The following is a 24,571-nucleotide window of genomic DNA, read 5'->3' as shown; positions in this document are numbered from 1 at the left end:
GAGGAATGCAGTAGAACTGAATGATCAGAAACGATACGACACGCCGATTTGCACCGTGGGATACCAGCGGTAGCGAGACGCCTTCTCGCTCAGTTGCTGCAGCCCGGTCGCAATGATCTGCTGACTCAACGCGGGACCGGCGGCCTGAGCAAGCGCGGGCGATAGCGTGTACGAAGAGCGGGGGATGCCGTAAGCGACGCCCAGGTCGAACACGAGGCCGAAGCCTTTTCTCGAGGGCTGCAGACCGTAGCCGATACCCAGGTACGGCATCACGGGCGGATGCTTGGCTGTTGCCGTCGCATATTCGCCCGGGAAGGCCGGCAAGGTTTGACCTTGAAACTGGTAGGTGCCGTTGGTGGGAACGGAATCACCGCTGACTTCGTTGTCGGTAAAACGCACGCCGGCCGTGATGCGAAAGCCGCTGTTCGACCACGGGAAAAAATCGCCGTAGAGACCGCCCTGGCGCAGACGCACATCGTCCTTGTAGCGATTGCCTCCCACGGTGAAGTCGTGCGAGAACTTGATCGCATTGAAGTCCGCATGCACGCCGAACCACGACGTGACGCTCAGTGCCGCGCCGACTCCCACGCCAAGCGTGCCGCCCTGTACGAATATTTCCTGAGCGTGTGCTGTTTCGATCGAGCAGGCCAAACCGACTACCCAGATTACTTTTATCGTTTTCACGGGTGCCCCCTAAGCGATAGGGCGGCGCGCGGTCATTGCCTCGGCGGGCCCTGTCTTATGGTCTTTTCCAGAGCGCTCCAAGGCGCCGTGAAGCGATCATGCGTGGGCAGGCCGTAAGCGGTCTGTGGGGTGTCGAACTATTTTGGGGAATGAACGAGGAGCGCTTAAAACGCGAAGCAAAAGAAAAGGGCCTACATGCGTTTGCATGTAGGCCCTCGAATCTTTTGGTAGGCCGTACGGGATTCGAACCTGTGACCAACGGATTAAAAGTCCGCTGCTCTACCAGCTGAGCTAACGACCCAAAAGAGAAGCGAGATTATATCGATAGCCTCAGCAGGCGTCAACCCGTTGTGACCACTCGAACTATCGACACTTCAGTTTGTGGAAAACCCGGGCATCGCTACCCGGGCTTTCCAGCGAGAGGCGCGCGTGACTATAGCTTCGGACACTGCGCGTTACTGCCAACAACTCAACTGATTGCGACTACTTGATCTGCGACAGCTTGCTCTGAGCCGACTGCGCGACGTCCGAGCCGGCGTATTGCGCGACGATCTGCTCGAGTGTCTTCTTGGCCGCAGCCTTCTGACCTTGCTCGAGCTGATTGTTCGCAATGGCCAGCAATGCTTCCGGCGCACGCGGATGTTGCGGGTACTTGGCCACCACACCTTGCCAGGTCGCCGTCGAACCCTTGTAGTCGCGCAGTGCATACAACGCGTTGCCGAGCCAGTACTGCGCGGTCGGCTGATAAGGGCTGTTCGGATACTTGGAGATGAAGCTGCGGAACGACGCCGCCGCATTCTTGAAATCGCCGCTGCGGAACTGCTGTGAAGCCGCATTGAACGACTCGGTTTCGCCCGGCTGCACCTCGCCCTGAACGCCGTCCACCGTCTGTTGCTGCGGCTCGAATTTCTTCAGGCGCGTGTCCAGATCGGTGTAGTAGTCCTTCTGCTGCTTTTGCAGCGTGGACAGCTGATTCGCCATGTCCTCGTTCTGCCCGCGCAGTGTCGCGACCTGCTGGTTCAACTGGTCGAGACGGTTGGACTGATCGAGGATCGTGCGTTGTGCGGCCGACAGCTGGCTCGACAAGCTATCGGTCTTCGAGCGCAGATCGAGAATGGCCTGGCGGGCCTGATCGTCGTCGAAGATGCCCGCATGCGCGGGCACGGCCGCGAAGGCCGTGCCCGCGATGCAGGCCGCTGCGGCGAACCGCAGCCAGGAGAAACGTTGCGTCATTCGGCTCATCACCCGTTGACTTACTGTTGATACACGAGGTCGGCGCGGCGGTTCTGTGCCCACGACGCTTCGTCATGACCCGTAGCGACCGGCTTTTCCTTGCCGAGGCTCACGGCTTCCATTTGCGAGTCCGTCACGCCCATCAGCGACAGCGAACGGCGCACGGCTTCAGCACGCTTCTGGCCGAGTGCCAGGTTGTATTCGCTGGTGCCGCGTTCGTCGGTGTTACCCTGGATCAGGACGTGACGTTGCGGATGGCTCTTCAGGTATTGCGCGTGTTGTTGCAGCAGCGACTGGTAGTCGTCCTTCACCGAATAGCTGTCGAAGTCGAAGTAGATGCTGCGCTTGGCGAGCGGGCTGTTCGGATCGTTCAGCGGGTCGACGTTGACCTGTGCGACGTCGTTGGGGTTCGGCTGGGTCGACACTGCACCGCCCTTGCCGGCGTTCTCGTCGAGCTTGACGCCCGAGTGACATGCGGCCAGCGCGCCGACCATCAGTACAGCAAATACATAGCGAAGTTTGGACATCATTTTGGTTACTCTCCTTGTGTTATTGCATCAACGTTATTGCATAAACGGGCCCCAGGACGGCTCGCGTACGCTGCCCCCCTGAACGGACAGGACCTGCCGAGTGCGACCGTCGGTCGATACTGCGGCCAACACGCCACGGCCGTTCACCTGTGTGGCGTAAAGAATGTACTGACCGTTCGCCGCGAAGCTCGGCGATTCGTCATGTGTCGTGTCCGTCAGGCCCGTAGCGGATCCGCCTTGCAGGTCCTGGATGTAGAGCTTGAACCCGCCGCCGACGCGCGAGATATACGCGAGCTGCTTGCCGTCCGGGCTCACGCGCGGGCTGGTGTTGTAGCTGCCCGTGAACGTGACGCGCTGCGCCGAGCCGGAGCTTTCGCCCTGGACCGGCATCTTGTAGATCTGCGGTGCGCCGCCACGGTCGCTGGTGAAATAGATCGACTGGCCGTCAGGAGAGAAGGTCGGCTCGGTGTCGATCGAGCTGCCTTGCGTGAGACGACGCAGGCCGCTGCCGTCCGCGTTGACGGCGAAAATCTGCGTGTTGCCGGTGCGCGAGAGCGCCACGGCGAGCGTGCGTCCATCCGGCGACCACGCCGGCGCACTGTTGTTGCCCTTCTGATCCGACACGACCACGCGACGGCCCGTGGGCAGGTCGTGGATGTAGACGATCGGCTTCTTCTTTTCGAACGAGACGTAAGCGACCTTGGTGCCGTCAGGCGACCACGCCGGCGAGATGATCGGCTCGGGGCTCGACAGCGCGATGCGCGCGTCCTGGCCGTCCGAATCGGAGATCTGCAACTGGTAGCGGCCGCCCGTCTTGATGACGTACGACAGGCGCGTGGCGAACACGCCGCGACCACCCATCAGCTTCGCGTAGATGTAGTCCGCGACCTTGTGCGCGCTCATGCGCAAGCCGCTTTCGGGGCTCACCAGGACGAGGCCGCCGAGGCTTTCGCCCTTGACCGTGTCGTACAGCTTGAAGCGCACTTCGTACTGGCCGTTCGGCAGGCGGTTCACGCTGCCCGAGACGAACGCGTTGGCGCCCTTGGCCTTCCACGCGCCGAGGTCGACGGAATCCGTCTCCGACACAGGCGTGGAGCCCGCATCGATGTTCGTGAATTTGCCGCTGCGTTGCAGATCCTGACGCACGATCGTGCTGACCTGCTGCGGCGAGTTCGCCTCATTGGCGAAGTTCGCCGTGGCGATTGGAAACTGGGTGGACCCGACGCCCGTCACGAGGACGTTGAGTTGCGCATTGGCGGCGCCGCCAACGGCGATCAGGCACGATGCTACGAGTGTCCGCAGGCCTAGCTTGGTCATCAAACTCATGCTGTATGGATTCCCCAAAAACGGTTTTACTACACTTCACGACAGCAGACAGACCGGAAAAAGACTAATTCGTTCCCGAGCGCGCCCCGCCGGGCGGGGTGTCGCGTCTGCTATCAACTGACTGTCTGTCCTGGTGCTGCAATCAACTTGCCGGGCGCAGCGTAATCAGGAAACTCTCGGGCGTCTTGCCGTTGGTATCCAGCGGCATCGGATCGGTGCGATGGACCGCCCGCAGTGCGGCGGCGTCCCACGCGGCGTTGCCGCTGCTACGCGAGACCGTTGCGCTCAGCAAAGTACCGGTCGGCGAACAACGCACCGAGATCACGGTTTCCAAACCTTCTGTTTCTCCGCCCCACGAGACGTTCGGGAGCACCGCGCGGCGCACCTTGTCCGCATAACCCGGCGATGCCGCCGTGCCACCGGAGCCGCTGCCCGTGCCGCTCTTGCCCAGCCCGTTGCTCGACGAACCCGTGCCACCGACCGCGCCCTGCATCTGCGCAAGACGTGCGCGCCGTTCTGCATCGAGCTTCTTCGCCTGCGCCGCTGTATCGGCCTGCGCCTTGGCCTTCGCCGCTTTCTGCGCGTCGGCCTTCTTCTGCGCTTCAGCTTCGGCCTGCTTCTGTTGCTGTTCCTGCTGCTGTTCTTTCAGTTGCTGCTGCTTCTGCTGTTCGGCCAGTTGCTGTTGCTTCAGCTTGTCGGCCTGCTGTTGCTGCTGCAATTGCTGCTGCTTCAGTTTGACTGTTGCGGCTTTCTGCGCGGCCTGGTCGGCGGCCAGTTGCTGCTGGCGTTTCGCCTCGGCTTCCTGCTGCGCCTGCAGTTTCTGCTGACGCTGCTGTTCAGCCAGTTGCGCTTCGCGGGCCGCTTGCTGTTGCTGGCGCTTCTTTTCCTGCAGCGCGATATCGGCCTGCTCGTCCCGCACGGGCGGGGCAGGGGCGACCGGCACGGGCGGCGGCGGAACGGGACGCGGGATCGCCGTGTCTGGCACCTCGGTCCACAACTCGGCTTCCGCGCCTTCGGGCGTACTGTTTTGCCACTGGATGCCGTGATACAGGAAGAACCCGAGCAGCGCGTGCATCACCAGCGCGAACGCAAAGGCTCGCCCGGTGCCGCGTTCACGCGGTGGCTGGAGCGGGTATTCGGAGTTCTTGCGGATCATTGCGATTTGACGAGCAATCCAACGCGCTTGACGCCCCGGGCTTTCAGCTCGGACATCACGTTCATCACGACTTCGTACTTCACGGTCTTGTCGGCGGCGATGACGACGGGCTGGTCAGGATGCGACTCCGCCCGGTCGGCGATGAAGCCGTTCAGGTCGGCCTTCGACATGTTTTCCTGCTGCTGCGCGCCGGAATCGTCCTTGTACTTGACGCTCATGTTGCCGTCCGCGCGAATGTTCACGATCACGGGCGGCGTTTGCTGCTGCGGCGCGGCGCCGCCGACGGTCGGCAGATTGACGATCGACGGAGCGACGAGCGGCGCGGTCACCATGAAGATGACGAGCAGCACGAGCATCACGTCGATGTACGGCACGACGTTGATGTCGGCCATCGCGCGGCGTGAGCGCGAGCCGCGCATGCTGGAGGAGCGGGAGCCTGCCATCGTGGCCTCCTTACTGAGCCTGGCGCTGCAGGATGTTCGAGAACTCTTCGATGAAGGTCTCGAAGCGGATCGCCAGGCGGTCGATGTCGTGCGCGTAGCGGTTGTAGGCGACTACGGCCGGAATCGCGGCGAACAGGCCAATCGCGGTGGCGGTCAGCGCTTCGGCGATACCCGGCGCGACGTTCGCCAGCGTGGCCTGCTGCACGTTGGCGAGGCCGCGGAACGCGTTCATGATCCCCCACACCGTGCCGAACAGACCGATGTACGGGCTGACCGAGCCGACCGACGCAAGAAACGCGAGATTGGCTTCGAGCACGTCCATTTCACGCTGGAAGGCGGCCCGCATTGCGCGCCGTGCGCCGTCGAGAATCGCGCCCGGATCGTTCAGGCGTTTCTCCTTGCCCTTCAGGAATTCGCGCATGCCGGACTCGAAAATCCGTTCCAGCGCGCCGATGGTGTGACGGTTATTCGCGGCGCTCTGGTAGAGCGCCTGCAGGTCGCCGCCCGACCAGAAATCGCGTTCGAAGCGTTCAGTTTGCGCGCGCGCCCGGCGGATCGCAAACCACTTGCGGAAGATGAAAGTCCACGACAGCAGCGACAGCAACAGCAGCAGGGCCATCACGGCCTGAGCCAGCAAGCTCGCATTGAGTACTAGGGAAACGATCGACAGATCTTGTGTAGTGTTCATAAAGGTTCGTTTTAACGTCCCGGGAAGGGGGCGTCCGGCTGCAAGGCCGCTCGAAGCTTACCGTGGGCAAAACGGAGGCTTCGGCGATATCGCAAGCCGAACCGTGCTTGTGTTGCTTGATCGGTATGAATTCACTGGCCCCGAAACAACGGGGTTCAGACATTGTTCGTTGACAGACCGTCGTCGTCCTGACCCGGCCCGCGCCGCAAAGCGGCCAGAACCGGAGGAGGAATCGCGGCCGGTCGCAGCGCAATGCGGTCGACGCAGCCGACCCGGATCGAACCGGTAGCAAGCAGCGTGCCTTCGCGCCACGCTTCCTGCGCGAAGTCTACCGAAGCCCGGCCCAGACGCTCGATCCGGCTGACGATCTTGATGACGTCGTCAAGTCTGGCTGGCGCCCGATAGTCCAGTGCGGTACTGCGCACGATAAAAATTGCGCCCGTTTCTTCCGCGAGCCGGCTCTGGTCGACGCCGCACGCGCGCAGCCATTCGGTGCGCGCCCGTTCGAAAAATTTCAGGTAGTTGGCGTAAAACACGATGCCGCCGGCATCGGTATCTTCGTAGTACACGCGGATCGGCCACGTGTAGCCGATTTCCGCGCCAGGCTGGCTGGTCGACATATTCATGCGGCGCATTTTACCGGAACGCACACTCCACGGTCTGTTTCAAAGTGTGCGCCCCGTCTGGCGGGCTTCAGCCGCGATGAATCGACAAACCGGCGAACGATTGTGCCACCGGCATCAGCTCGATCGTGTTGATGTTGACGTGAGCCGGGCGGGTGGCGATCCAGTAGATCGAATCCGCGATGTCTTCGGCCGTCAGCGGCTGGACGTTTTCGTACACCTTGCCGGCTTTTTCGTCATCGCCGCGAAAGCGCACGTTCGAGAACTCCGTGCCGCCGCACAGGCCCGGCTCGATGTCAGTGACGCGCAGCGCGGTGCCGGCCAGATCGGCGCGCAGGTTCAGGCTGAACTGGCGCACGAACGCCTTGGTCGCGCCGTACACGTTTCCGCCTGGGTACGGCCAGCGGCCGGCCACCGAGCCCAGGTTGAAAATATGTCCGCGATTACGCTCGATCATGCCGGGCAGCAGCGCATGCGTGACCTGCACGAGGCCCGTGCAGTTGGTCTCGATCATGGTGTTCCATTCATCGAGGCTGGCCTTTTGGGCCGGCTCGACGCCGAGCGCGAGGCCGGCGTTGTTGACCAGCACGTCGATGGCGGCGAACTCGGCCGGCAGCGCGGCCGGCGCCGCTTCGACGGCGGCGCGGTCGCGCACGTCGAGCTCGTACGGCAGCAGCGCGTCGCCGAGCTCGTCGGCGAGCGCTTGCAGGCGGTCTTTGCGGCGCGCGGTGGCGACGACGCGATGGCCGCCTTTTACGAAGGCGCGAGCGATGGCGGCGCCGAATCCCGCGGACGCTCCGGTGACGAACACGATCATTGCAGTTCCCTGGTCGGTAAGAGAGAAAGGCCCCAAGCCTACTTCCAATGCGGCGCTGCGGCAAGGATGAACCAGCCGGATGAGCGGCTGTGGCAGGGGCGCAAAGCGGGTTCCCGGCTCGCTCGCCCGAGCCGGTTGCGCACTGCACGAGACGCCGTGGCGGCCCGTCCCGCCGGCCTGCGCCGCCGTGTCGGCGAGCCGGTTGCCTATTCGATCCTCTTCCAATAAACTAACGCGCTCGACCCTGCGTGACTGGCGATAGAACCGATTCAACCAATCGGGTTCAAGGTGGAACAACCCACCGTGAAGCGCAGGGTGCCGTTTTGCCGTTCGCCTGGGCAGCCGTGATCCGCGCGCATTAATCTGCGCTGACGGTGGCTGCCCTGCCTCGCGTGTGCGGCGACTCTCCGTTCGCCACGTCAGGGCTGGCCCAGCCGCCAGCAGCGCTGCGTACCCTCTACGCAAGATTCGGCGCATGATCCGGTCAACCTGAACACACTCAACGGAATCCGTATGTTTGATAGAGCCCAAAGCACCATCGCCAACGTCGATCCTGAACTCTGGAAGGTCATCGAGCAGGAAAACCGCCGTCAGGAAGAGCACATCGAACTGATCGCGTCGGAAAACTACACGAGCCCGGCTGTCATGGCTGCGCAAGGCTCGCAACTCACCAACAAATACGCCGAAGGGTATCCGGGCAAGCGCTACTACGGCGGCTGCGAATACGTCGACATCGCCGAGCAACTGGCGATTGACCGCGTGAAGCAACTGTTCGGCGCCGAAGCCGCCAACGTGCAGCCGAATTCCGGTTCGCAGGCGAACCAAGGCGTGTTCTTCGCGATGCTCAAGCCGGGCGACACGATCATGGGCATGAGCCTCGCGCACGGCGGCCACCTGACCCACGGTTCGCCCGTCAACATGTCGGGCAAATGGTTCAACGTGGTGAGCTACGGCCTGAACGAAGCCGAAGACATCGACTACGATGCCGCCGAAAAGCTGGCGCAGGAACACAAGCCGAAGCTGATCGTCGCGGGCGCGTCCGCCTTCGCGCTGCGTATCGATTTCGAACGTCTGTCGAAGATCGCCAAGTCGGTCGGCGCGTACTTCATGGTCGACATGGCGCACTACGCCGGTCTGATCGCCGCAGGCGTCTACCCGAACCCGGTGCCGCATGCGGACTTCGTCACCACGACCACGCACAAGAGCCTGCGCGGCCCGCGCGGTGGCGTGATCCTGATGAAGGCCGAGTTCGAAAAGCAGATCAACTCGGCCATCTTCCCGGGCATCCAGGGTGGTCCGCTGATGCATGTGATCGCCGGCAAGGCAGTCGCGTTCAAGGAAGCGCTGTCGCCGGAATTCAAGGTGTACCAGCAGCAGGTGGTCGAAAACGCGCGCGTGCTGGCGGAAACGCTGGTCAAGCGCGGTCTGCGGATCGTGTCGGGCCGCACCGAAAGCCATGTGATGCTGGTCGACCTGCGCGCGAAGAAGATCACCGGCAAGGCAGCGGAAGCAGCCCTCGGCGCGGCGCACATCACCGTCAACAAGAACGCGATTCCGAACGATCCGGAAAAGCCGTTCGTGACGAGCGGCGTGCGTCTCGGCTCGCCGGCCATGACCACGCGCGGCTTCGGCGTCAAGGAAGCCGAGTTGGTGGGCAACCTGATTGCCGACGTGCTGGACAACCCGGAAGATGCCGCCACGATCGACCGTGTGCGTGGCCAGGTCGCCGAGCTGACCCAACGTTTCCCGGTCTACAAGTAAGCCGTCATGCATTGTCCCTTCTGCCGCCACGCCGATACGCAGGTCGTCGACTCGCGCGTATCCGAAGACGGCGCGACGATTCGCCGGCGCCGCCGCTGCCCGGCCTGCGACAAACGTTTCACGACGTATGAGCGGGTCGAGCTGGCGTTGCCGTCGGTCGTCAAGAAGGATGGCAGCCGCACTGAATTCGATCGCCGCAAGATCGTCGCGAGCATGCAACTGGCGCTGCGCAAGCGTCCGGTTGCAGCGGATGCGATCGACGCGGCCGTCGCCCGCATCGAGTATCAGTTGCTCGGCAGCGGCGAGCGCGAGGTGCGCAGCGAGCGCCTCGGTGAACTCGTGATGAACGAATTGCGCGCGCTCGACACGATTGCCTACGTTCGTTTCGCGTCCGTCTACCGGCGCTTCGAAGACGTCTCCGAATTCGAAGACGTGATCGAAGAATTCCGCCGCGCCTCTTCTCCTCCCAAGCCCGCGCGCAAGCGCTGAGTGCAATCGCGCTGCGCGTTGTCTTTGCGTAGCCGTGGTCCCACGCGTTAATTCGCGCATCAGTCTCTCCCGCTCGATGATGGTCGTCGCGTGCATTTTTGCGCGGGATGGCGTCTGAGTGCCACCTGGCCATCCGGCCGATTGTCGAGCCATCCGCGAATCGCTAGATTGGCTGCATTCTTCGTAACCGTCAGGAATGCAGATGAAATGCGATGCGCTTTGCTGGCCGTCTCACGGCGGCTTCACGCTGATCGAAACGTTGGCCGTGGTCGCGCTGCTCGCGGTGATCGCGGTGCTGGCGACGCCGTCGTTCGTGGCCTGGCACGTGCGCGATCAGGTCGACGCACGTGCGAAAGCGCTTGCGTCGACGCTCGCCTATGCGCGCAGCGAAGCGCTGCGGCGCGGCGCGCGCGTCACCGTGTGCCGGATCGATGCGGCGCGGACCTGCCTCGCCGCCGGACAGCCATGTGGCGACGGCATCACCGATTGGTCCTGCGGCTGGGCCGTGCTGGCGGAGCGCGGCGGCACGCTCTCGCTGCTGCGCGCGCAACCGCTGCTTGCCGCCGTAAGCATCACCGGTGTGCAGACCAATCTCACGTTCACGCCGCCGGCGGGCCAATTGATCGGCACGTTCCGCAGCTTTGAGGTCGCCCCGCGAACGCCGGGCAAAGCGACGCAAGGGGACAAGTGGCGGCGCTGTATCCGGATCGCGGCGGGAGGGCGCGCGCGGATCGCCGAGGGCGGGTGCGGAGCGGCGTCATGATGGGCGCTTCACCGAAGGCAGGTTCGCGCCGTTGCGTAGTGAAGTGCTGCGGCAGCTCGCTGATCGAAGTCATGCTGGCCGTCGCGTTGATGGCGGTCACCGCGCTCGGCCTGATCGCTGGCCAATTGTGGACTGCTCGCGAAGGCCGGGCGATGGCGCTGCGTGAACACGCGTCGTGGATTGCCGATTCGGTCGCTGAAGCGATGTGCGCGCCGGCGACGAGCGATACCGCGACCCGGCAATGGAGCGCTCGGGCCAACGTGCTTCTGCCGCAAGGTGCGGCGTCGGTGGGCGCGAGCGGAGGACTCTCCGCGGCTCTCGTAACGTGGTCGTCCCTGCACGACATGCCGCATGCCGATGAAGTGATCGACAAGCCGGAGTCTTGCGGCGGCGCGGATGTTCCTGCCGGCTCGTCGTGTGTCGCGTTGGCGTTCGCGCAATGACGCGGCGCTGGCATCCCCTCTGCGGTCACACGCTGCTCGAGTTCGTAATCGCCATGGCGCTGGGGCTCGTGGTGACGGCGGGCGCCGTGTCGCTTTATACCGCGCAACGACGTGCGTTCGAGTACGCGAGCAATGCGATGCGAATCCGCGATGCGGGTTTGACCGCGCTGACGCTGATTGGCCAACAGATGCAAATGGCCGGCTTCGCGCCCGCCGACCTTGCGCGTTACGACGGGCCGCCCGCGCTCTTTGGATGTTCCGGCGGCCGTCCGACGGGGGCGGACGACAGCCTCGCGTGCACGAAGCTGTCGAGTGGCTCCGATGGCGTCGCGCTCCGCTACGTGGGCGACAGCGTGTCCACATGGCCGTCGACGGGCGGGCAGGTGACCGACTGCCTTGGGCAAGCGGTAACCGCCGACACAGCGGCACTGGCCGACCAGGGGGCGCTGGTGGTCAACCGCTATTTCGCGAGCGTCAGCACGTCGAGCGGCGAGCCGGAGCTTTACTGCGAAGGCAACGGCAACGGGGCGTCTGCGCAGCCGCTGGTCGAAGGCGTCGAACGCGTGCGGATCAAATACTGGCTGGCCGGCGCTCTTGATGCGACAGATGCGTCGGCGGTGTTGGCCGATCAATGGCCGCAGATCGTTGCGGTCGATCTCTGCGTACTGGTACGTGGTGCGCCGCAAGGTCAGCGTTCGCGTTATGTCGATTGCGACGGCGTGAGCACGCTCGGCGCCGACTTGCGGCCGCGGCAGGCGTTTTCGCGGCGCGTGGCGTTACGCAATCACGCGGAGGCTTCGCTGTGATGCTTATGAGGCGAGCAACGGCAGAACGCCTGCGCATGCGTGGGCAGCACTGCTGGCGTAGCAAGGAGGCGCAGCGCTCAGGTGGCCTCAGTCGCAAGCGCAATGGCTGTCGCAGCCATCATGCTTCGCTGGGCCGGCAAAGCGGCGTCGTTCTGCCGATCGTATTGCTGATCTCAGCGATGATGCTGGCGACTTCGGCGATCTGGTTCGAAACGTCGATCGCGGCTGCCCGCGCGGCGTCCAATGTGCGCGACTATTTACAGGCTTTCCATGCCGCCGATTCAGCGCTGAACCTGTGCGCTCGCAGCGTCGTCGCAGCGGGTGAGGATGCGCCGGGAGCGCCGCAGATCGCATCCGGCGAACCGGCCCAATGGAAACTCGAAAGCGCGTTCGAGGCCGGCGCCATCACACCCGTCGCGCAATGGCCCGGCTCGCTGCACGCGCCGCAGTGTCTGATCGAGCCGTGGCGTCTCGCCACCCGCGCCAACGCCCAGGCGTATTTGCTGACGTCGCGCGGCTTCGGCCGCACGAGCGAGTCGCAGGTCTGGCTGCAGATGGAACTGGTGATCGACGGCGAAACGATCGAGCGTCATTGGCGACGCGTCGCCGCCCGGCCATTTTGATGGGGAGGTTCATGAGGAGAACGTACACATCCGCATTCACGCTGCTCGAACTGATGATCGCGTTGGCGATAGCCGCCACGCTAGCCGCGTTTGCCGTGCCTTCGTATCGCAATCATGTCGCGCGAACGCATCGTATCGACGCGGCGTCCGCGCTCTTTCGGGCAGCGCAATTCGTCGAAGGCGCGGCAAGCGATGGCGTGGCGACGCTGCCCGCCGGCTTGGATCAGGCGCCGCAATTCGGCACGCCGATTTATCGCCTGCATGTATTGCCGGCGGACGATGCAAATGGCGGTTATTCGATCGAGGCGTCGCCGGGCGAATCCGGGCCGATGCGCGATGACCCGTGCGGCACCTTTACGCTCGATGCGACGGGGCAGCGAGGCAATCGCATTGATGGAGGCGCTGGAGGCGGGACGAGCGTAGCCAGCAGTGAATGCTGGAATACGACCTAGAAGCTTGGAGAAGAAGCGACGAGCCTCCGCCGCCGCAATTGCTCGCTCAATACCCGCTATCCGTCGACTCAGCCTTCTCGCGAGCGGAAGGCGTCGCGGATTCGCGTTTCATCTGCTGCCAGATTCGATACGCTTCCCACGCCGCAAGTCCCAGGCTGCCCCATTTGAGGGCGGGTTTTGCACCGGCGACGACGGTCGCGCGAAGCGGTTTGGCGAGCAGCATCGAAACGATCGAGCTGACGAACGGATACTGCTTGAGCAAGGCGCCGATGGTCCCCGCATTGATGAAGCTGGCCTTCGGCCCGCTGCCGGTCCGCATGCCGCCAAAGCCCGGCACGATGAACTTGAGCCAGCTGAAGTGCGTGACCGCCTGCCGCAATTCGATGGTCGCCTGGGCGAGTTCCATGCGCTCGACGTCCGCTCGCACCAGCAGCAATTCCTTGCGCAGCGCTCGCAAGTGCGGAGCGCTCAGCTCTTTGGCCTGGTGGCGCTTGTTACGGAAGGCGGTATCGGAATGGCTCTGGTTCATGGCGTGTCGGCGGCAGTGGAGGTGGGACAGTCAACGACGCTGCAAAACGGCGCTGCAAGTTGCTCGAGATTCTCGGCGAAGGCGTAGGGCGCCTGAAGCCGCGCCCGGTGCGTCTTCGATGTCACGGCTTGCGGAACACGTCGCGGTCTTTTTCGAACTCGGCGATGGTCGCTTCGAATACCAGCGGCGCATTGCGCAAGCCGCTGCGTGCTTTCAGCGCGCACGCGAGGCCTGCGATCGCATAGACCGCGGTGATGCCGGCGAGCGCCTGCCATCGGTAGGTATCCCAGAACGCAATGGCGATCAGCGCGGTCAACGCGATCAGCGCCATCGTGGCAAGCATCATCGCGGCGAGGCCGAGGAACAGCACGGCGAGCAGGCGATCTTTCTCTTCGGCGAGTTCGATGCCGACCAGTTCAAGCCGTGTCTGCAGAATGGCAAACACGGAACCGATAATACGGCGCAACGGACTATGTTCTCCGCGCGATTGTGTTTCGATCGTCATGGCTGTGGGCGTTGCGCGTGAAGGCACGTGCGAGACGTACGCGCCAAGAGAAGCGGACCGGCCAGGCATGCGCCGGTCAATTCGGTTCACTGATGCGCCGGACCTGTACCGTCCGACGGCCGCACCAGTGCTGTTACTTGCGGTTGATCAGCAGCCCCAGCAGCACGCCGGCGCCCGCGGCAATACCGATGGACGCCCACGGATGCTCATGCACGTAGTCGTCGGTAGCACGGGCAGCTTTTTTGCCTTTCTCGACCACCACGACCTGCACGTCAGCCGCCTTTTCCTTAGCCTGTTTCAGGCGCGTCAGCGCCGTTTCACGCAATTCCGAAGCGCGCTCGCCGGTCGCGCTCGCGGCCTGTTTCAGCAAATCTTCTGCGTCCGCGAGGACGGTTTTGATATCCGACATCAATCTCTCCTTGTTGATTTCCGACATTGACAGCTCCCCTTTGTCTCACGCCACGCGTGAATCGTAACCAAAGAAACGGCCGCTGGCGAGCGCAGTGCCCGATCGCTCCCAGCTAACGCACAAACCGTTCCTGGTTACGCAAAGTATGAAAAACACGCTTTGTAGGATAGCCCAGCCAAAGTTTGCCTAGGATGGAGTTGATCTGTCCCGCAAAGTTTCAAACAAATCGGCGAAAATTACAAAAACGCATAAAGTAGTGACGCAATGTTCCTTCGTCATGTACGGTCGCTGCCTTATGCTTTATGTTTGCGGGGCGCCGCGGGCGAAGGTCCGTGCCGAACTTCCAATACTTTAAGGAGATGCACCATGAGTCTACGGCTGGGCGATATTGCACCGGATTTCGAACAGGAATCGAGCGTTGGCCGCATCAAGTTTCATGAGTGGCTGGGCGATAGCTGGGGCGTGCTGTTCTCGCATCCTGCTGACTTCACGCCGGTCTGCACAACCGAACTCGGCCTGACCGCCAAGCTCGCCGACGAATTCGAGAAGCGCGGTGTGAAGACGATTGCGTTGTCGGTGGACAGCGCCGAATCGCACAAGGAGTGGATCAAGGACATCAACGAGACTCAAGCCGCCAATGTCGGCTTCCCGATTCTCGCCGACGGCGATCGCAAGGTTGCCGAGCTGTACGACATGATTCACCCGAACGCAAACGAAACCCTGACGGTGCGTTCGCTGTTCGTGATCGATCCAAAGAAGAAGGTGCGTCTGATCATCACGTATCCGGCCAGCACTGGCCGCAACTTCGACGAAGTGCTGCGCGTGATCGACTCGCTGCAATTGACCGACAACCACTCGGTCGCGACGCCGGGCAACTGGAAGCAGGGCGATGACGTGGTGATCGTCCCGTCGCTGAAGGACGAGGAAGTCATCAAGCAGAAATTCCCGAAGGGCTACAAGGCGCTGCGTCCGTACCTGCGCATGACGCCGCAGCCGAACAAATAAGCGGCTGACGCGTCGCACCGTGGCGCTGTGGTAATCACATGGCGCTGCATAGAAAAAGGCCGGTTCGACAGAACCGGCCTTTTTTCAATGGGCGGCGAGATTATGTCGCAGGCAATGCAATCGCCGCTTCAGCCAGCCCGCAGCCAACCGTCAGAAAAACGCCTGAATACCCGTTTGCGCCCGGCCGAGAATCAGCGCATGAATGTCGTGCGTGCCTTCGTAGGTGTTCACCACCTCGAGGTTCACCAGATGACGCGCGATGCCGAATTCATCCGAGATACCGTTGCCGCCGAGCATGTCACGCGCGAGCCGCGCAATGTCCAGCGCCTTGCCGCATGAATTACGCTTCATGATCGACGTGATCTCGACGGCGGCCGTGCCTTCGTCCTTCATGCGGCCGAGGCGCAGCACACCCTGCAGGCCGAGCGTGATTTCGGTCTGCATGTCGGCGAGCTTCTTCTGGATTAACTGGTTCGCGGCGAGCGGCCGGCCGAACTGTTTGCGGTCCAGCACGTATTGACGCGCGGTGTGCCAGCAGGCCTCGGCGGCGCCGAGCGCACCCCACGCGATGCCGTAGCGCGCCGAATTCAGACACGTGAACGGGCCGCGCAGCCCGCCGACGTTCGGCAAGCGGTTCTCTTCCGGCACGAACACTTCGTCCATCACGATCTCGCCGGTGATCGACGCGCGCAGGCCCACCTTGCTGTGGATGGTCGGCGCCGACAGCCCCTTCCAGCCTTTCTCCAGGATGAAGCCGCGGATCGTGTCCTTGCCGTCTTCCTCGAGCTTCGCCCACACGACGAACACGTCGGCGATCGGCGAATTGGTGATCCACATCTTCGAGCCCGACAGCGAATAGCCGCCGTCGACTTTCTTTGCCCGCGTGACCATGCTGCCCGGATCGGAGCCGTGGTTCGGCTCGGTCAGGCCGAAGCAGCCGATCCATTCGCCGGTGGCGAGCTTCGGCAGGTACTTCTGCTTCTGCGCGTCGGAGCCAAATTCGTTGATCGGCACCATCACCAGCGACGACTGCACCGACATCATCGAGCGATAGCCGGAATCAACACGCTCCACCTCACGCGCGATCAGACCGTACGCGACATAGTTCAGGCCGGGGCCGCCGTATTGCTCGGGAATCGTCGGGCCGAGCAGGCCGAGTTCGCCCATCTCGCGAAAAATCTCGATGTCGGTTTTCTCGTGACGGAACGCTTCGAGCACGCGCGGCTGCAGCTTGTCCTGCGAGTAGGCAGCGGCGGCGTCGCGCACCATGCGTTCGTCTTCGGTGAGCTGCTGATCCAGCAGCAGCGGGTCTTCCCAGTGAAACTGCGCGGCTTCGGCCATGACGTATCTCCTGATTTCTTGCTCGATCCAAGCTTGACTTGTGTTCCGCTATGCGAAACAATGTTTTGCAAACAACGCCCGAGTGTACCACCCGATGACGCACACATCCACTCTCTCCGAACCCGTCGACGAGCGCAAATTTGTCGTCGCCCTTGCACGCGGGCTGGATCTGCTGCGCGCGTTCAAGCCCGGCGAAACGATGCTCGGCAACCGCGATTTCGTCGAACGCACGGGTTTGCCGAAGGCGACCGTCAACCGTCTCGCGTACACGCTGACGGTGCTCGGCTATTTGCGGCTCGACGAAGCCCTCGGTAAATATGCGCTCGACGCCGGTGTCTTGTCGCTCGGTTTCGCGCTGCTCTCGGGCACCGACACGCTCGAACTGGCGCGTGCGCACATGCGGACGTTTGCGCGCGAAGTGGGCGCGGCGGTGTCGCTCGGTTGCCGCGATGGACTCGATATGATTTATCTCGACACGATCCGCAGCGAAACCGCGCTGACGCTCGGGCTCGCGTCCGGCTCGAAACTGTCGATGCTGACGAGTTCGATGGGCCGCGCGTACCTGGCCGTGCAGCCGCTCGACACGCGCGCCGCGCTACTGGCCGAACTGAAAAAAGCCGCCGGCAAAGTCGGCGCGACGCTGGTCGCCGACGCCGAAGCGGAAATCGCCGCGTTCGCCAAAGAGCGTTGCTGCTATTCGTTTCGCGCGTGGCACGACGATGTGAACGCGGTCGCTGTGCCGTTTCGCGAGCCGCGCGAAGGGCGTTGGCTGGTGCTCAGTTGCAGCGGACCGGCGTCGTCCATGGGAGAGGAGGTGTTTCGCGACAAGGTCGCGCCGCGTTTGAAGGCGCTCGCGCGGCGGCTGGGCGAACCGGGCTGAAGCGGGGCCGCATTTGGAGCGTCTTGCGCACGCGACGTCCTCGCGCTTTCAGGCCACCGGGTGAAGGGGCTGGCAGTAGCGGCGCCTTGGCGATACGGGTTAAGCGGCAGACGCACACGAGCGGTTCCCCACCCACCACCGCACCAGATCGCGTTGCACCGTACTACACCGCACGCCAGCGCTCCCGCGCAATCACTCCGCCCGGTCGTGATAATGCGCAGTGAATAACGGCCCCTGCACGAAGCGCACGTCGTACTGCTGCAAAGCGAGAAACTGCGCTTCATCTATCACGCGATTGAAAATCAACGGAATCCGCAGCCGCCCCGCATAGCCGACGAGCGGCTTCACCGTCGCATCGCGCAACGCGATCGCGGCATCCATCTTGATGAAGTCGAGCCGCGCCGTCTCCGACACCGACAGAATCTGCCCCGCGTTCGACAGATTGCCCGCCACCTTGAAGCCGTAGTGCTGATAGCTGCGCGTCAGATAGCCGAGAAAGGTTTTGTGCGCGACCGCCGCCGCCGGCAACTCGATTACCACCCGCGACGGGTTCAGCCCGAACGAGATCAGCACGGTCGAAAAATGCCGTCCATGGTCGTACTTCACGCTCTTGAGCAGCCGCTCGTGCACGCGCAGAAAGAGCAGCCCATGCCGCTGCGCGCCGAAGAAATTGATCGCATGCAACGCGCGTGACATGCGGTCGAGCGCGACCAGTTGCTGGTCGTCGCCGATGCGGTCGAACGGATCGAACACGTCGAACGGCGCCGCGCCGAGCGGACAGGTGACGGCCTGGAAGCCGAGTTCGTCGCCGAAACGGTCCACCCCCTCGGCACCCGACGACAACGACTGCGCCAGCGCATGCACGCTGATATCGAAGATCGGTTCATACGCGCTCGCGAGCTGCGTGTCGTCGAAGTTCGCCAGCGCGACGTCGCTGTGCGCGCCTCGTCCCATCACCAGATGTTCGCCGAGAAATGGGTGAGCGGCGGCGCGGGTAACGAGATCGGAGATGGTCGGCGGAATCATGGAGGCGGATGGATGGCGACGGGGGACGCGCACTGGGCGCTCGGCAACGCGACGCGATTGCCGCATCCGTTGATGGTAGCAGTCCGCAATCCGCGCACATGAACAAAATGCTCATAACGTTATCGGCCGATCATCCGTGTGCATTCGCTGGGCCCGTGGCAGCCGTCGAATTTCAGGGTATACGTTAATTTCACTATTCATAATTCGTTTTACTATTCGTAACTCTCGGCGCGGGCGTGCGACAACCTGTCCTCGCGGCTGACGAGCAGCGAGTCGGCCCCGGCGCTACAGACCAATGCAGTGAGGATGAGGAGACTTTCCATGAACGCGATCCCCGCCGCGGGCGCCAACGCCCCTAACGTGCTCGACGTCGAGCAGGTGCTGCGCGAAACGCATCAGCCGGGCTTTCAGACGATGCTGTTTGCACTGTGCGGACTTTGCCTGCTGATCGACGGGTTCGACGCGCAGGCGATGGGCTACGTCGCGCCCAGCGTGATCGGCGAATGGCATGTGTCGAAAGCGGCGCTCGGGCCGGTGTTCAGCGCCAGCCTGTTCGGCATGTTGCTGGGCGCGCTTGGGCTGTCGGTGCTGGCCGACCGCATCGGCCGCCGCCCGGTGCTGATCGGCGCGACCTTTTTCTTTGCGCTGTCGATGCTGGCCACGCCGTTCGTCTCGACGATTCCCGCGTTGATCGCGCTGCGTTTCATCACCGGTCTCGGACTCGGCTGCATCATGCCCAACGCGATGGCGCTGGTCGGCGAATTCTCGACGCCGGCGCATCGCGTCAAGCGCATGATGCTGGTGTCGTGCGGCTTCACGCTGGGGGCGGCGCTCGGCGGCTTCGTCAGCGCCGCGCTGATTCCGGCGTACGGCTGGCGCGCGGTGTTCTGGGTTGGCGGCACGGTGCCGTTGCTGCTTGCGTTCGCGATGCTCGCCGCGTTGCCGGAGTCGCTGCAATTTCTTGTGCTCAAGGGCCGCGGCGCGCAAGCTTTGCGCTGGCTCGCGAAATTCAATCCGGTCTTGCCGATCGACGCCAACACGCGTCTGGTCGTGCGTGAAAAGGGCAACGGCGGAGCGCCGGTCGCCGAGTTGTTCCGCGCGGGCCGTCGGCCGGTGACGCTGATTCTGTGGGCGATCAGCTTCATGAACCTGATCGACCTGTACTTCCTGTCGAACTGGCTGCCGACCGTCATGCGCGACGCCGGCTATTCGGCGGGCACGGCGGTGATCGTCGGCACCGTGTTGCAGACCGGCGGCGTGGTCGGCACGTTGTTGCTCGGCTGGTTCATCGAGCGCTTCGGATTCGTGCGCGTGCTGATTCCGTGTTTCTTCGGCGCGGCGCTGGCGGTCGGCGTGATCGGCGCGGTCGCGCATGCGCTGCCGTGGCTGCTGATCGTGGTATTCGCCGGCGGCTTCTGCGTGGTGGGTGGACAGCCCGCGGTCAACGCGCTGGCCGGCCATTTCTATCCGACCACGCTGCGCTCGACCGGCATCGGCTGGAGCCTCGGCATCGGGCGGATCGGCTCGGTGATCGGGCCGTTGGTCGGCGGCCAGCTGATTGCGCTGAACTGGTCGAACGCCGCGCTGTTCCAGGCGGCCGCGGTGCCGGTGCTGTGCTCCGCGCTGCTGGTGATCGTGCTGGCGGGCGTGACACGGCAACGCGCCGGCTGGTCCGCGCCGCAGTCGACGTGAGACGGACAGACTCGAGTATCAACGGAGAATCTTGCATGGACACCCCAACACGTACGCCGCTTCGTACCCCGCCCGCGGCCAGCTCGCGGCTTGAAATCGAACCCGGCTATCAATCGGGCTTCGCGAACGAATTCGCGACGGAAGCTTTGCCCGGCGCGTTGCCGGAAGGCCGCAATTCGCCGCAGCGCGCGGCGTATGGTCTGTATGCCGAACAGGTGTCGGGCACCGCGTTCACCGCGCCGCGCGGTCATAACCGCCGCTCGTGGCTCTACCGGATTCGTCCGGCGGCCGTGCATAAGCCGTTCACCCCGCTGCCGTCGGAGCGGCTCGTCGCCAATTTCGCCGACGTACCGCCGACGCCGCCGAACCAGTTGCGCTGGGACCCGTTGCCGATGCCCACCGAGCCGACCGATTTCATCGACGGCTGGGTCACGATGGCCGGCAACGGCGCGGCCGAAGCGATGAACGGCTGCGCGATTCATCTGTACGCGGCGAACCGCTCGATGCAGGACCGCTTCTTCTATACCGCCGACGGCGAATTGCTGATCGTGCCGCAGGCAGGGCGCCTCGACATCGCGACCGAAATGGGCCGCATCGAACTCGCGCCGTTCGAGATCGCAGTGATCCCGCGCGGCGTGCGCTTCGCGGTGAGCCTGCCGGACGGTGCGGCGCGCGGCTACATCTGCGAGAACTTCGGCGCGTTGCTGCGCTTGCCGGATCTCGGCCCGATCGGCTCGAACGGCCTCGCCAATCCGCGCGATTTCCTCACGCCGCATGCCGCTTACGAAGACCGCGAAGGCGACTTCGAACTCGTCGCGAAGCTCAATGGCAATCTGTGGCGCGCGGACATCGGTCATTCGCCGCTCGACGTGGTCGCGTGGCATGGCAACTATGCGCCGTACAAATACGACTTGCGGCGCTTCAACACCATCGGCTCGATCAGCTTCGATCATCCGGACCCGTCGATTTTTCTGGTGCTGCAATCGCAAAGCGACACGCCGGGCGTCGATTCGATCGACTTCGTGATCTTCCCGCCGCGCTGGCTCGCCGCCGAAGATACGTTCCGCCCGCCGTGGTTCCATCGCAACGTCGCGAGCGAGTTCATGGGCCTCGTGCACGGTGTGTACGACGCGAAGGCCGAGGGCTTCGTGCCGGGCGGCGCGAGTCTGCACAACTGCATGTCGGGTCACGGCCCGGACGCGGACACGTTCGAGAAAGCGTCGCATAGCGATACGTCGACGCCGAAGAAAGTCGGCGACACGATGGCCTTCATGTTCGAGACGCGCACGCTGATCAAGCCGACCCGCTTCGCGCTCGAAACCGCGCAATTGCAGGCGCATTACTACGAGTGCTGGCAAGGTCTCAAGAAACACTTCAACCCGGAGCAACGATGAATGCATTGAGCGATCTTCACGCGACGCTCGATCCGTCGCGCAAAAGCTGGGTCGAGTCGGCCAACGATTCGGCCAGCGACTTCTCGATTCAGAACCTGCCGTTCGGCATTTTCAGCGACCGGCGCCATGGTCAGCAAGACGACGCGCGCCGTGTGGGCGTAGCGATCGGCGATCAGATCGTCGATCTGGCCGCGTTGCAGGCGGCGGGCTTGCTGAACGTGCCGTCACGTGCGGACGTTTTTGCCAGCGCGCTTGCCCGCGACACGTTGAACGATTTCATCGCGCTCGGCCGCGATGCATGGCGTAGCGTGCGCATCCAGTTGAGCACGCTGCTCGCACGCGACACCGCGACCTTGCGCGACGACGCCGCGTTGCGCGCAAAGGCGCTGGTGCGCCAGGCCGATGCGCAACTGCATCTGCCGGTGCAGATTCCGGGCTACACCGACTTCTATTCGTCGAAAGAGCACGCGACGAATGTCGGCTCGATGTTTCGGGATCCGAAGAATGCGCTGCTGCCGAACTGGTCGGAGATGCCGATCGGCTATAACGGACGCGCGTCGTCGGTGGTGGTGAGCGGCACGCCGGTGAGCCGTCCCAACGGTCAACTGAAGCTGCCGGATCAGGAGCGTCCGGTGTTCGGCGCGTGCCGCAAGCTGGATATCGAACTGGAAATGGGCTTCGTGATCGGCGCGGGCAATGCGTTGGGCGAGCCGGTCGCGTGTGCGGATGCCGAAGCGCATATCTTCGGCATGGTGCTGCTGAACGACTGGAGCGCACGCGACATCCAGCAATGGGAATACGTGCCGCTCGGTCCGTTCAATGCGAAGACCTTCGCGACCACGATCTCCCCGTGGATCGTCACGCTCGACGCGCTCGAACGGTTTCGCGTCGCGCAGCCGGTGCAGGAGCCGCAGCCGCTCGCGTATCTGCGTCACGACGGCGAGCATGCGTTCGACATTCATCTCGAAGTGACGCTTCGTCCACAACAGGCGAAGCAGGCGAGCACGATCGCGCGGACCAACTTCCGGCACATGTACTGGACGATGGCGCAGCAACTCGCGCATCACACGGTGTCGGGCTGCAATACGCGAGTGGGCGACCTGATGGGTTCGGGCACGATCAGCGGCCCGACCGAGGATTCGTACGGCAGCCTGCTCGAATTGACGTGGAACGGCAAGAAGCCGCTTGAGTTGCGCGAAGGCGGCACGCGCACGTTTATCGAGGACGGCGACGAACTGACGCTTGCGGGCTGGTGCCAGGGTGACGGGTACCGCGTGGGCTTCGGCGCGTGCGCCGGTCAAATTCTGCCGGCGCGGCGTGAGGGCTAAAGTTGGCCCTGGCGGCGAATTGAGCGGTTAAGCCGGCACGAGTGCCGGCTTAACCGTTCGACGTGGCGGGAGCGTGGGCGATGAGTGCGCCGTCCGCTCACCCCTTCAACAACCCGAACACCGCGACGCCGTTCGTCGTCCCGACATACACCTTGCCGTTGGCGATCATCGGCGTGATGAACTTGTTGCCCGCGCCGAACTGATCGCGCGTTCCCTTCCGGTTGCTGTTGTACAGCTCGACGGCGAGATTGGCCGGGTCGAACGCATGCAGCGCCGCAATGGTGCCGTTTTCCGCCGCCCACACGATGCCGTTCGCCGAACCGTTGGCGGAGATGCTCGGCGTCGTGCCGGGATAAGCGAACGTCATTGTGGTTTGCGTGGTCGGCGCGGTCGACAGCCGCGCATTGGTCACCGTGAACGCCTTGAGATTGTCGCCGACCGAGCCGAAATAAATGCGGCCGTTGAAGTACGCGGGCATACCGAACTCTCCGCCGCGCAGCGTCCCCTGAATCTCCTGATAGATGTTGTTGCTCGCGGCATTGAATTTGCCCATCGAGTCGCGATTCAGCACGTAGATGATGTCGTCCTTGCCGGTGCCGAGCGTGAGGTGCTGGACGGCGCCGTTCGCATCGGTGACATCGGGCAGCACGATCGCGCCGCCAGAGCCGAGGTCTTCGTCGGCGTTGGACTCGGCAACGGTGTTCGACATCGCGAAATAATCCGCGACGGCAAGACCGCCTGCCGCGCGCAGTTTCAGATACGAATTGCCGAAGTTGCCTTGCGCGGGAAAGCCGCTCGCGGTCAACGAGGTGTCGAACGTGCCATTGCCGCCGAGCAGATAGATCGACGAGCCATCCGACGCCGGCCCGGCGCCGCTCATCCAGATCGCGCCGCCCGCACCGTTCGGCGTGACGTTGAGCACGGAGGTCTGCTGCAAGGTGTCGGCGCTATAGGCCATGATCCAGCCGGTGTAAGCGCCGGCATCGCAATGCGAGGTCCATGTCGTATAGATCACGCCGCCTATCTGCAGCAGGGCCGCGCGCTCCGCATACAACGACGGCGCGAACAGCACGCTGCCGTTGAAGCTGTTAGAGCCGCTGCCGGGGTAGGTGGCGCTGACTTCGGTCGGGCCGTTCAGCAGTTCCGCACCGCTCGCGAGATCGAGCGCGTGCACGCGCTGATGGTAGCCGCCGTTCGTGTCCTTCGACATCGCGACCAGGTAGATCGTGCCGTGCGCGCCGCGTGAGCGGTCGATGACCGGCGTCGACGTGATGCCGATCTCCTTCGTGATCTGGCCGCAGCCGCGGTCGTCGCTCGGCGTTTCGCCGCTGCCGAGCGTGCTGACCTGCCAGAGCTGCGCGCCGCTGTCGGCGTCGAGCGCGTACACGCTGTCGTGTTCGGTCACGACGACCAGCACGTTGTGCGTGCCGCCCGCGATCGCGAGCGCTTCGACGAAGAGCGGCTGCGCATCGACCTTGCCGTCGACGGTGAAAAAGCCGACCTTGCCGAACGACGTCGCGTTGACGTTGGCGGGCGTCAGAATCGTCTCGTTGAGAGTCTGGCCGGTGCGGCCGATGTCGTTGTGATAGGTGAGCACGTCGTGCCTGGCGGCCATCGCCGTGCCG

At 63.6% G+C, this 24,571-nt stretch carries 27 protein-coding genes, 1 tRNA gene and 1 riboswitch; of the genes, 12 read left to right on the top strand and 16 right to left on the bottom strand.

The genetic code is table 11. From position 1 onward, the window contains the following. Positions 1 to 24 precede the first annotated feature (24 nt). The 10 genes from BGI01S_RS22825 to ydfG form a co-directional block, all read right to left on the bottom strand. Positions 25 to 684: a hypothetical protein gene (locus BGI01S_RS22825; RefSeq protein WP_042328353.1), complete on the bottom strand. Its 660-nt coding sequence runs from the start codon at positions 682 to 684 to the stop codon at positions 25 to 27. A 225-nt stretch (positions 685 to 909) separates the two neighbouring features. Then, a tRNA-Lys gene (locus BGI01S_RS22820) sits at positions 910 to 985 on the bottom strand. 182 nt (positions 986 to 1,167) lie between these two features. After that, positions 1,168 to 1,917: a tol-pal system protein YbgF gene (gene ybgF, locus BGI01S_RS22815; RefSeq protein ID WP_042328352.1), complete on the bottom strand. Its 750-nt coding sequence runs from the start codon at positions 1,915 to 1,917 to the stop codon at positions 1,168 to 1,170. Between the two features lie 20 nt (positions 1,918 to 1,937). After that, positions 1,938 to 2,447, bottom strand: a complete 510-nt coding sequence (pal, locus tag BGI01S_RS22810) for a peptidoglycan-associated lipoprotein Pal (protein WP_042328351.1) — start codon at positions 2,445 to 2,447, stop codon at positions 1,938 to 1,940. A gap of 33 nt (positions 2,448 to 2,480) precedes the next feature. Continuing rightward, a complete protein-coding gene (gene tolB / locus BGI01S_RS22805) occupies positions 2,481 to 3,773 on the bottom strand; it encodes a Tol-Pal system beta propeller repeat protein TolB (RefSeq protein WP_042328350.1) in 1,293 nt (430 codons plus the stop codon). Between the two features lie 142 nt (positions 3,774 to 3,915). Next, complete coding sequence (tolA, locus tag BGI01S_RS22800; RefSeq protein ID WP_042328349.1) at positions 3,916 to 4,929, bottom strand: cell envelope integrity protein TolA; 1,014 nt, start codon at positions 4,927 to 4,929, stop codon at positions 3,916 to 3,918. Beyond that, a complete protein-coding gene (tolR, locus tag BGI01S_RS22795; protein ID WP_042328348.1) occupies positions 4,926 to 5,372 on the bottom strand; it encodes a protein TolR in 447 nt (148 codons plus the stop codon). Before tolR ends, tolA begins: the two co-directional genes overlap by 4 nt. Positions 5,373 to 5,382: 10 nt before the next feature. Next, on the bottom strand, positions 5,383 to 6,060 hold the full coding sequence (gene tolQ, locus BGI01S_RS22790) for a protein TolQ (RefSeq protein WP_007179119.1): 678 nt from the start codon (positions 6,058 to 6,060) through the stop codon (positions 5,383 to 5,385). A 155-nt stretch (positions 6,061 to 6,215) separates the two neighbouring features. After that, positions 6,216 to 6,695: a tol-pal system-associated acyl-CoA thioesterase gene (gene ybgC, locus BGI01S_RS22785; protein ID WP_042328346.1), complete on the bottom strand. Its 480-nt coding sequence runs from the start codon at positions 6,693 to 6,695 to the stop codon at positions 6,216 to 6,218. Positions 6,696 to 6,753: 58 nt separating this feature from the next. After that, positions 6,754 to 7,500 (bottom strand): bifunctional NADP-dependent 3-hydroxy acid dehydrogenase/3-hydroxypropionate dehydrogenase YdfG, encoded by a 747-nt coding sequence (gene ydfG / locus BGI01S_RS22780; protein WP_042328345.1) that lies wholly within the window; start codon positions 7,498 to 7,500, stop codon positions 6,754 to 6,756. Positions 7,501 to 7,738: 238 nt separating this feature from the next. Beyond that, positions 7,739 to 7,847, top strand: a riboswitch (ZMP/ZTP riboswitch). Between the two features lie 166 nt (positions 7,848 to 8,013). Here ydfG and glyA point away from each other — a divergent pair. From glyA to BGI01S_RS22745, 7 genes are all read left to right on the top strand, one after another. Then, positions 8,014 to 9,261 carry a serine hydroxymethyltransferase gene (gene glyA, locus BGI01S_RS22775; RefSeq protein ID WP_042328343.1) on the top strand — a complete coding sequence of 416 codons (1,248 nt, stop codon included), beginning with the start codon at positions 8,014 to 8,016 and terminating at the stop codon, positions 9,259 to 9,261. Between the two features lie 6 nt (positions 9,262 to 9,267). After that, positions 9,268 to 9,750, top strand: coding sequence for a transcriptional regulator NrdR (gene nrdR / locus BGI01S_RS22770; protein WP_042328342.1), 483 nt, complete (start codon positions 9,268 to 9,270; stop codon positions 9,748 to 9,750). Between the two features lie 196 nt (positions 9,751 to 9,946). Then, positions 9,947 to 10,513, top strand: a complete 567-nt coding sequence (locus BGI01S_RS22765) for a GspH/FimT family pseudopilin (protein ID WP_042328340.1) — start codon at positions 9,947 to 9,949, stop codon at positions 10,511 to 10,513. Beyond that, positions 10,510 to 10,956: a type IV pilus modification PilV family protein gene (locus tag BGI01S_RS22760; protein ID WP_042328339.1), complete on the top strand. Its 447-nt coding sequence runs from the start codon at positions 10,510 to 10,512 to the stop codon at positions 10,954 to 10,956. The genes BGI01S_RS22765 and BGI01S_RS22760 overlap by 4 nt, the downstream gene beginning before the upstream one ends. Further along, on the top strand, positions 10,953 to 11,762 hold the full coding sequence (locus BGI01S_RS22755; RefSeq protein WP_042328337.1) for a PilW family protein: 810 nt from the start codon (positions 10,953 to 10,955) through the stop codon (positions 11,760 to 11,762). Before BGI01S_RS22760 ends, BGI01S_RS22755 begins: the two co-directional genes overlap by 4 nt. Before the next feature lie 179 nt (positions 11,763 to 11,941). Continuing rightward, on the top strand, positions 11,942 to 12,385 hold the full coding sequence (locus BGI01S_RS22750; RefSeq protein ID WP_042328482.1) for a pilus assembly PilX family protein: 444 nt from the start codon (positions 11,942 to 11,944) through the stop codon (positions 12,383 to 12,385). Positions 12,386 to 12,396: 11 nt separating this feature from the next. Next, positions 12,397 to 12,837: a type IV pilin protein gene (locus tag BGI01S_RS22745; RefSeq protein WP_042328336.1), complete on the top strand. Its 441-nt coding sequence runs from the start codon at positions 12,397 to 12,399 to the stop codon at positions 12,835 to 12,837. 46 nt (positions 12,838 to 12,883) lie between these two features. Here the strand turns inward: BGI01S_RS22745 and BGI01S_RS22740 are convergent, their stop codons facing one another. The 3 genes from BGI01S_RS22740 to BGI01S_RS22730 form a co-directional block, all read right to left on the bottom strand. Then, positions 12,884 to 13,366 (bottom strand): DUF3318 domain-containing protein, encoded by a 483-nt coding sequence (locus BGI01S_RS22740; protein WP_042328335.1) that lies wholly within the window; start codon positions 13,364 to 13,366, stop codon positions 12,884 to 12,886. 121 nt (positions 13,367 to 13,487) lie between these two features. Beyond that, entirely contained in the window at positions 13,488 to 13,871 is a 384-nt protein-coding gene (locus BGI01S_RS22735) for a phage holin family protein (RefSeq protein ID WP_042328333.1), read from the bottom strand. A gap of 133 nt (positions 13,872 to 14,004) precedes the next feature. Next, positions 14,005 to 14,307 carry a DUF883 family protein gene (locus tag BGI01S_RS22730; protein WP_007179108.1) on the bottom strand — a complete coding sequence of 101 codons (303 nt, stop codon included), beginning with the start codon at positions 14,305 to 14,307 and terminating at the stop codon, positions 14,005 to 14,007. Between the two features lie 339 nt (positions 14,308 to 14,646). Here BGI01S_RS22730 and BGI01S_RS22725 point away from each other — a divergent pair, with 339 nt between their 5' ends. Continuing rightward, entirely contained in the window at positions 14,647 to 15,285 is a 639-nt protein-coding gene (locus tag BGI01S_RS22725) for a peroxiredoxin (RefSeq protein WP_042328332.1), read from the top strand. A gap of 150 nt (positions 15,286 to 15,435) precedes the next feature. Here the strand turns inward: BGI01S_RS22725 and BGI01S_RS22720 are convergent, their stop codons facing one another. Then, positions 15,436 to 16,626, bottom strand: coding sequence for an acyl-CoA dehydrogenase (locus BGI01S_RS22720; protein WP_042328331.1), 1,191 nt, complete (start codon positions 16,624 to 16,626; stop codon positions 15,436 to 15,438). A 94-nt stretch (positions 16,627 to 16,720) separates the two neighbouring features. Here BGI01S_RS22720 and BGI01S_RS22715 point away from each other — a divergent pair, with 94 nt between their 5' ends. Then, a complete protein-coding gene (locus tag BGI01S_RS22715) occupies positions 16,721 to 17,506 on the top strand; it encodes an IclR family transcriptional regulator (RefSeq protein ID WP_042328330.1) in 786 nt (261 codons plus the stop codon). 192 nt (positions 17,507 to 17,698) lie between these two features. Here the strand turns inward: BGI01S_RS22715 and BGI01S_RS22710 are convergent, their stop codons facing one another. Continuing rightward, positions 17,699 to 18,532, bottom strand: coding sequence for an EAL domain-containing protein (locus BGI01S_RS22710; protein WP_042328328.1), 834 nt, complete (start codon positions 18,530 to 18,532; stop codon positions 17,699 to 17,701). A gap of 321 nt (positions 18,533 to 18,853) precedes the next feature. Here BGI01S_RS22710 and BGI01S_RS22705 point away from each other — a divergent pair, with 321 nt between their 5' ends. From BGI01S_RS22705 to fahA, 3 genes are read left to right on the top strand one after another with little or no spacing between them, the layout of a single operon-like run. Continuing rightward, positions 18,854 to 20,224: an MFS transporter gene (locus BGI01S_RS22705; RefSeq protein ID WP_042328327.1), complete on the top strand. Its 1,371-nt coding sequence runs from the start codon at positions 18,854 to 18,856 to the stop codon at positions 20,222 to 20,224. A 35-nt stretch (positions 20,225 to 20,259) separates the two neighbouring features. Beyond that, positions 20,260 to 21,618: a homogentisate 1,2-dioxygenase gene (gene hmgA / locus BGI01S_RS22700; protein ID WP_042328325.1), complete on the top strand. Its 1,359-nt coding sequence runs from the start codon at positions 20,260 to 20,262 to the stop codon at positions 21,616 to 21,618. Then, on the top strand, positions 21,615 to 22,946 hold the full coding sequence (fahA, locus tag BGI01S_RS22695) for a fumarylacetoacetase (RefSeq protein ID WP_042328323.1): 1,332 nt from the start codon (positions 21,615 to 21,617) through the stop codon (positions 22,944 to 22,946). Before hmgA ends, fahA begins: the two co-directional genes overlap by 4 nt. A 97-nt stretch (positions 22,947 to 23,043) precedes the next feature. On the opposite strand, the gene BGI01S_RS30635 is transcribed toward fahA, so the two are convergent. Beyond that, positions 23,044 to 24,571 (bottom strand): pyrrolo-quinoline quinone (locus BGI01S_RS30635; protein ID WP_042328322.1); only part of this gene is annotated, 1,528 nt, incomplete at its 5' end.

The organism is Paraburkholderia ginsengisoli NBRC 100965, from assembly GCF_000739735.1.
GTDB classification, from domain to species: Bacteria; Pseudomonadota; Gammaproteobacteria; order Burkholderiales; family Burkholderiaceae; genus Paraburkholderia; species Paraburkholderia ginsengisoli.
The sequence above is the reverse complement of the archived record's forward strand: the minus strand, read 5'-3'. Positions and strand labels throughout refer to the sequence as shown.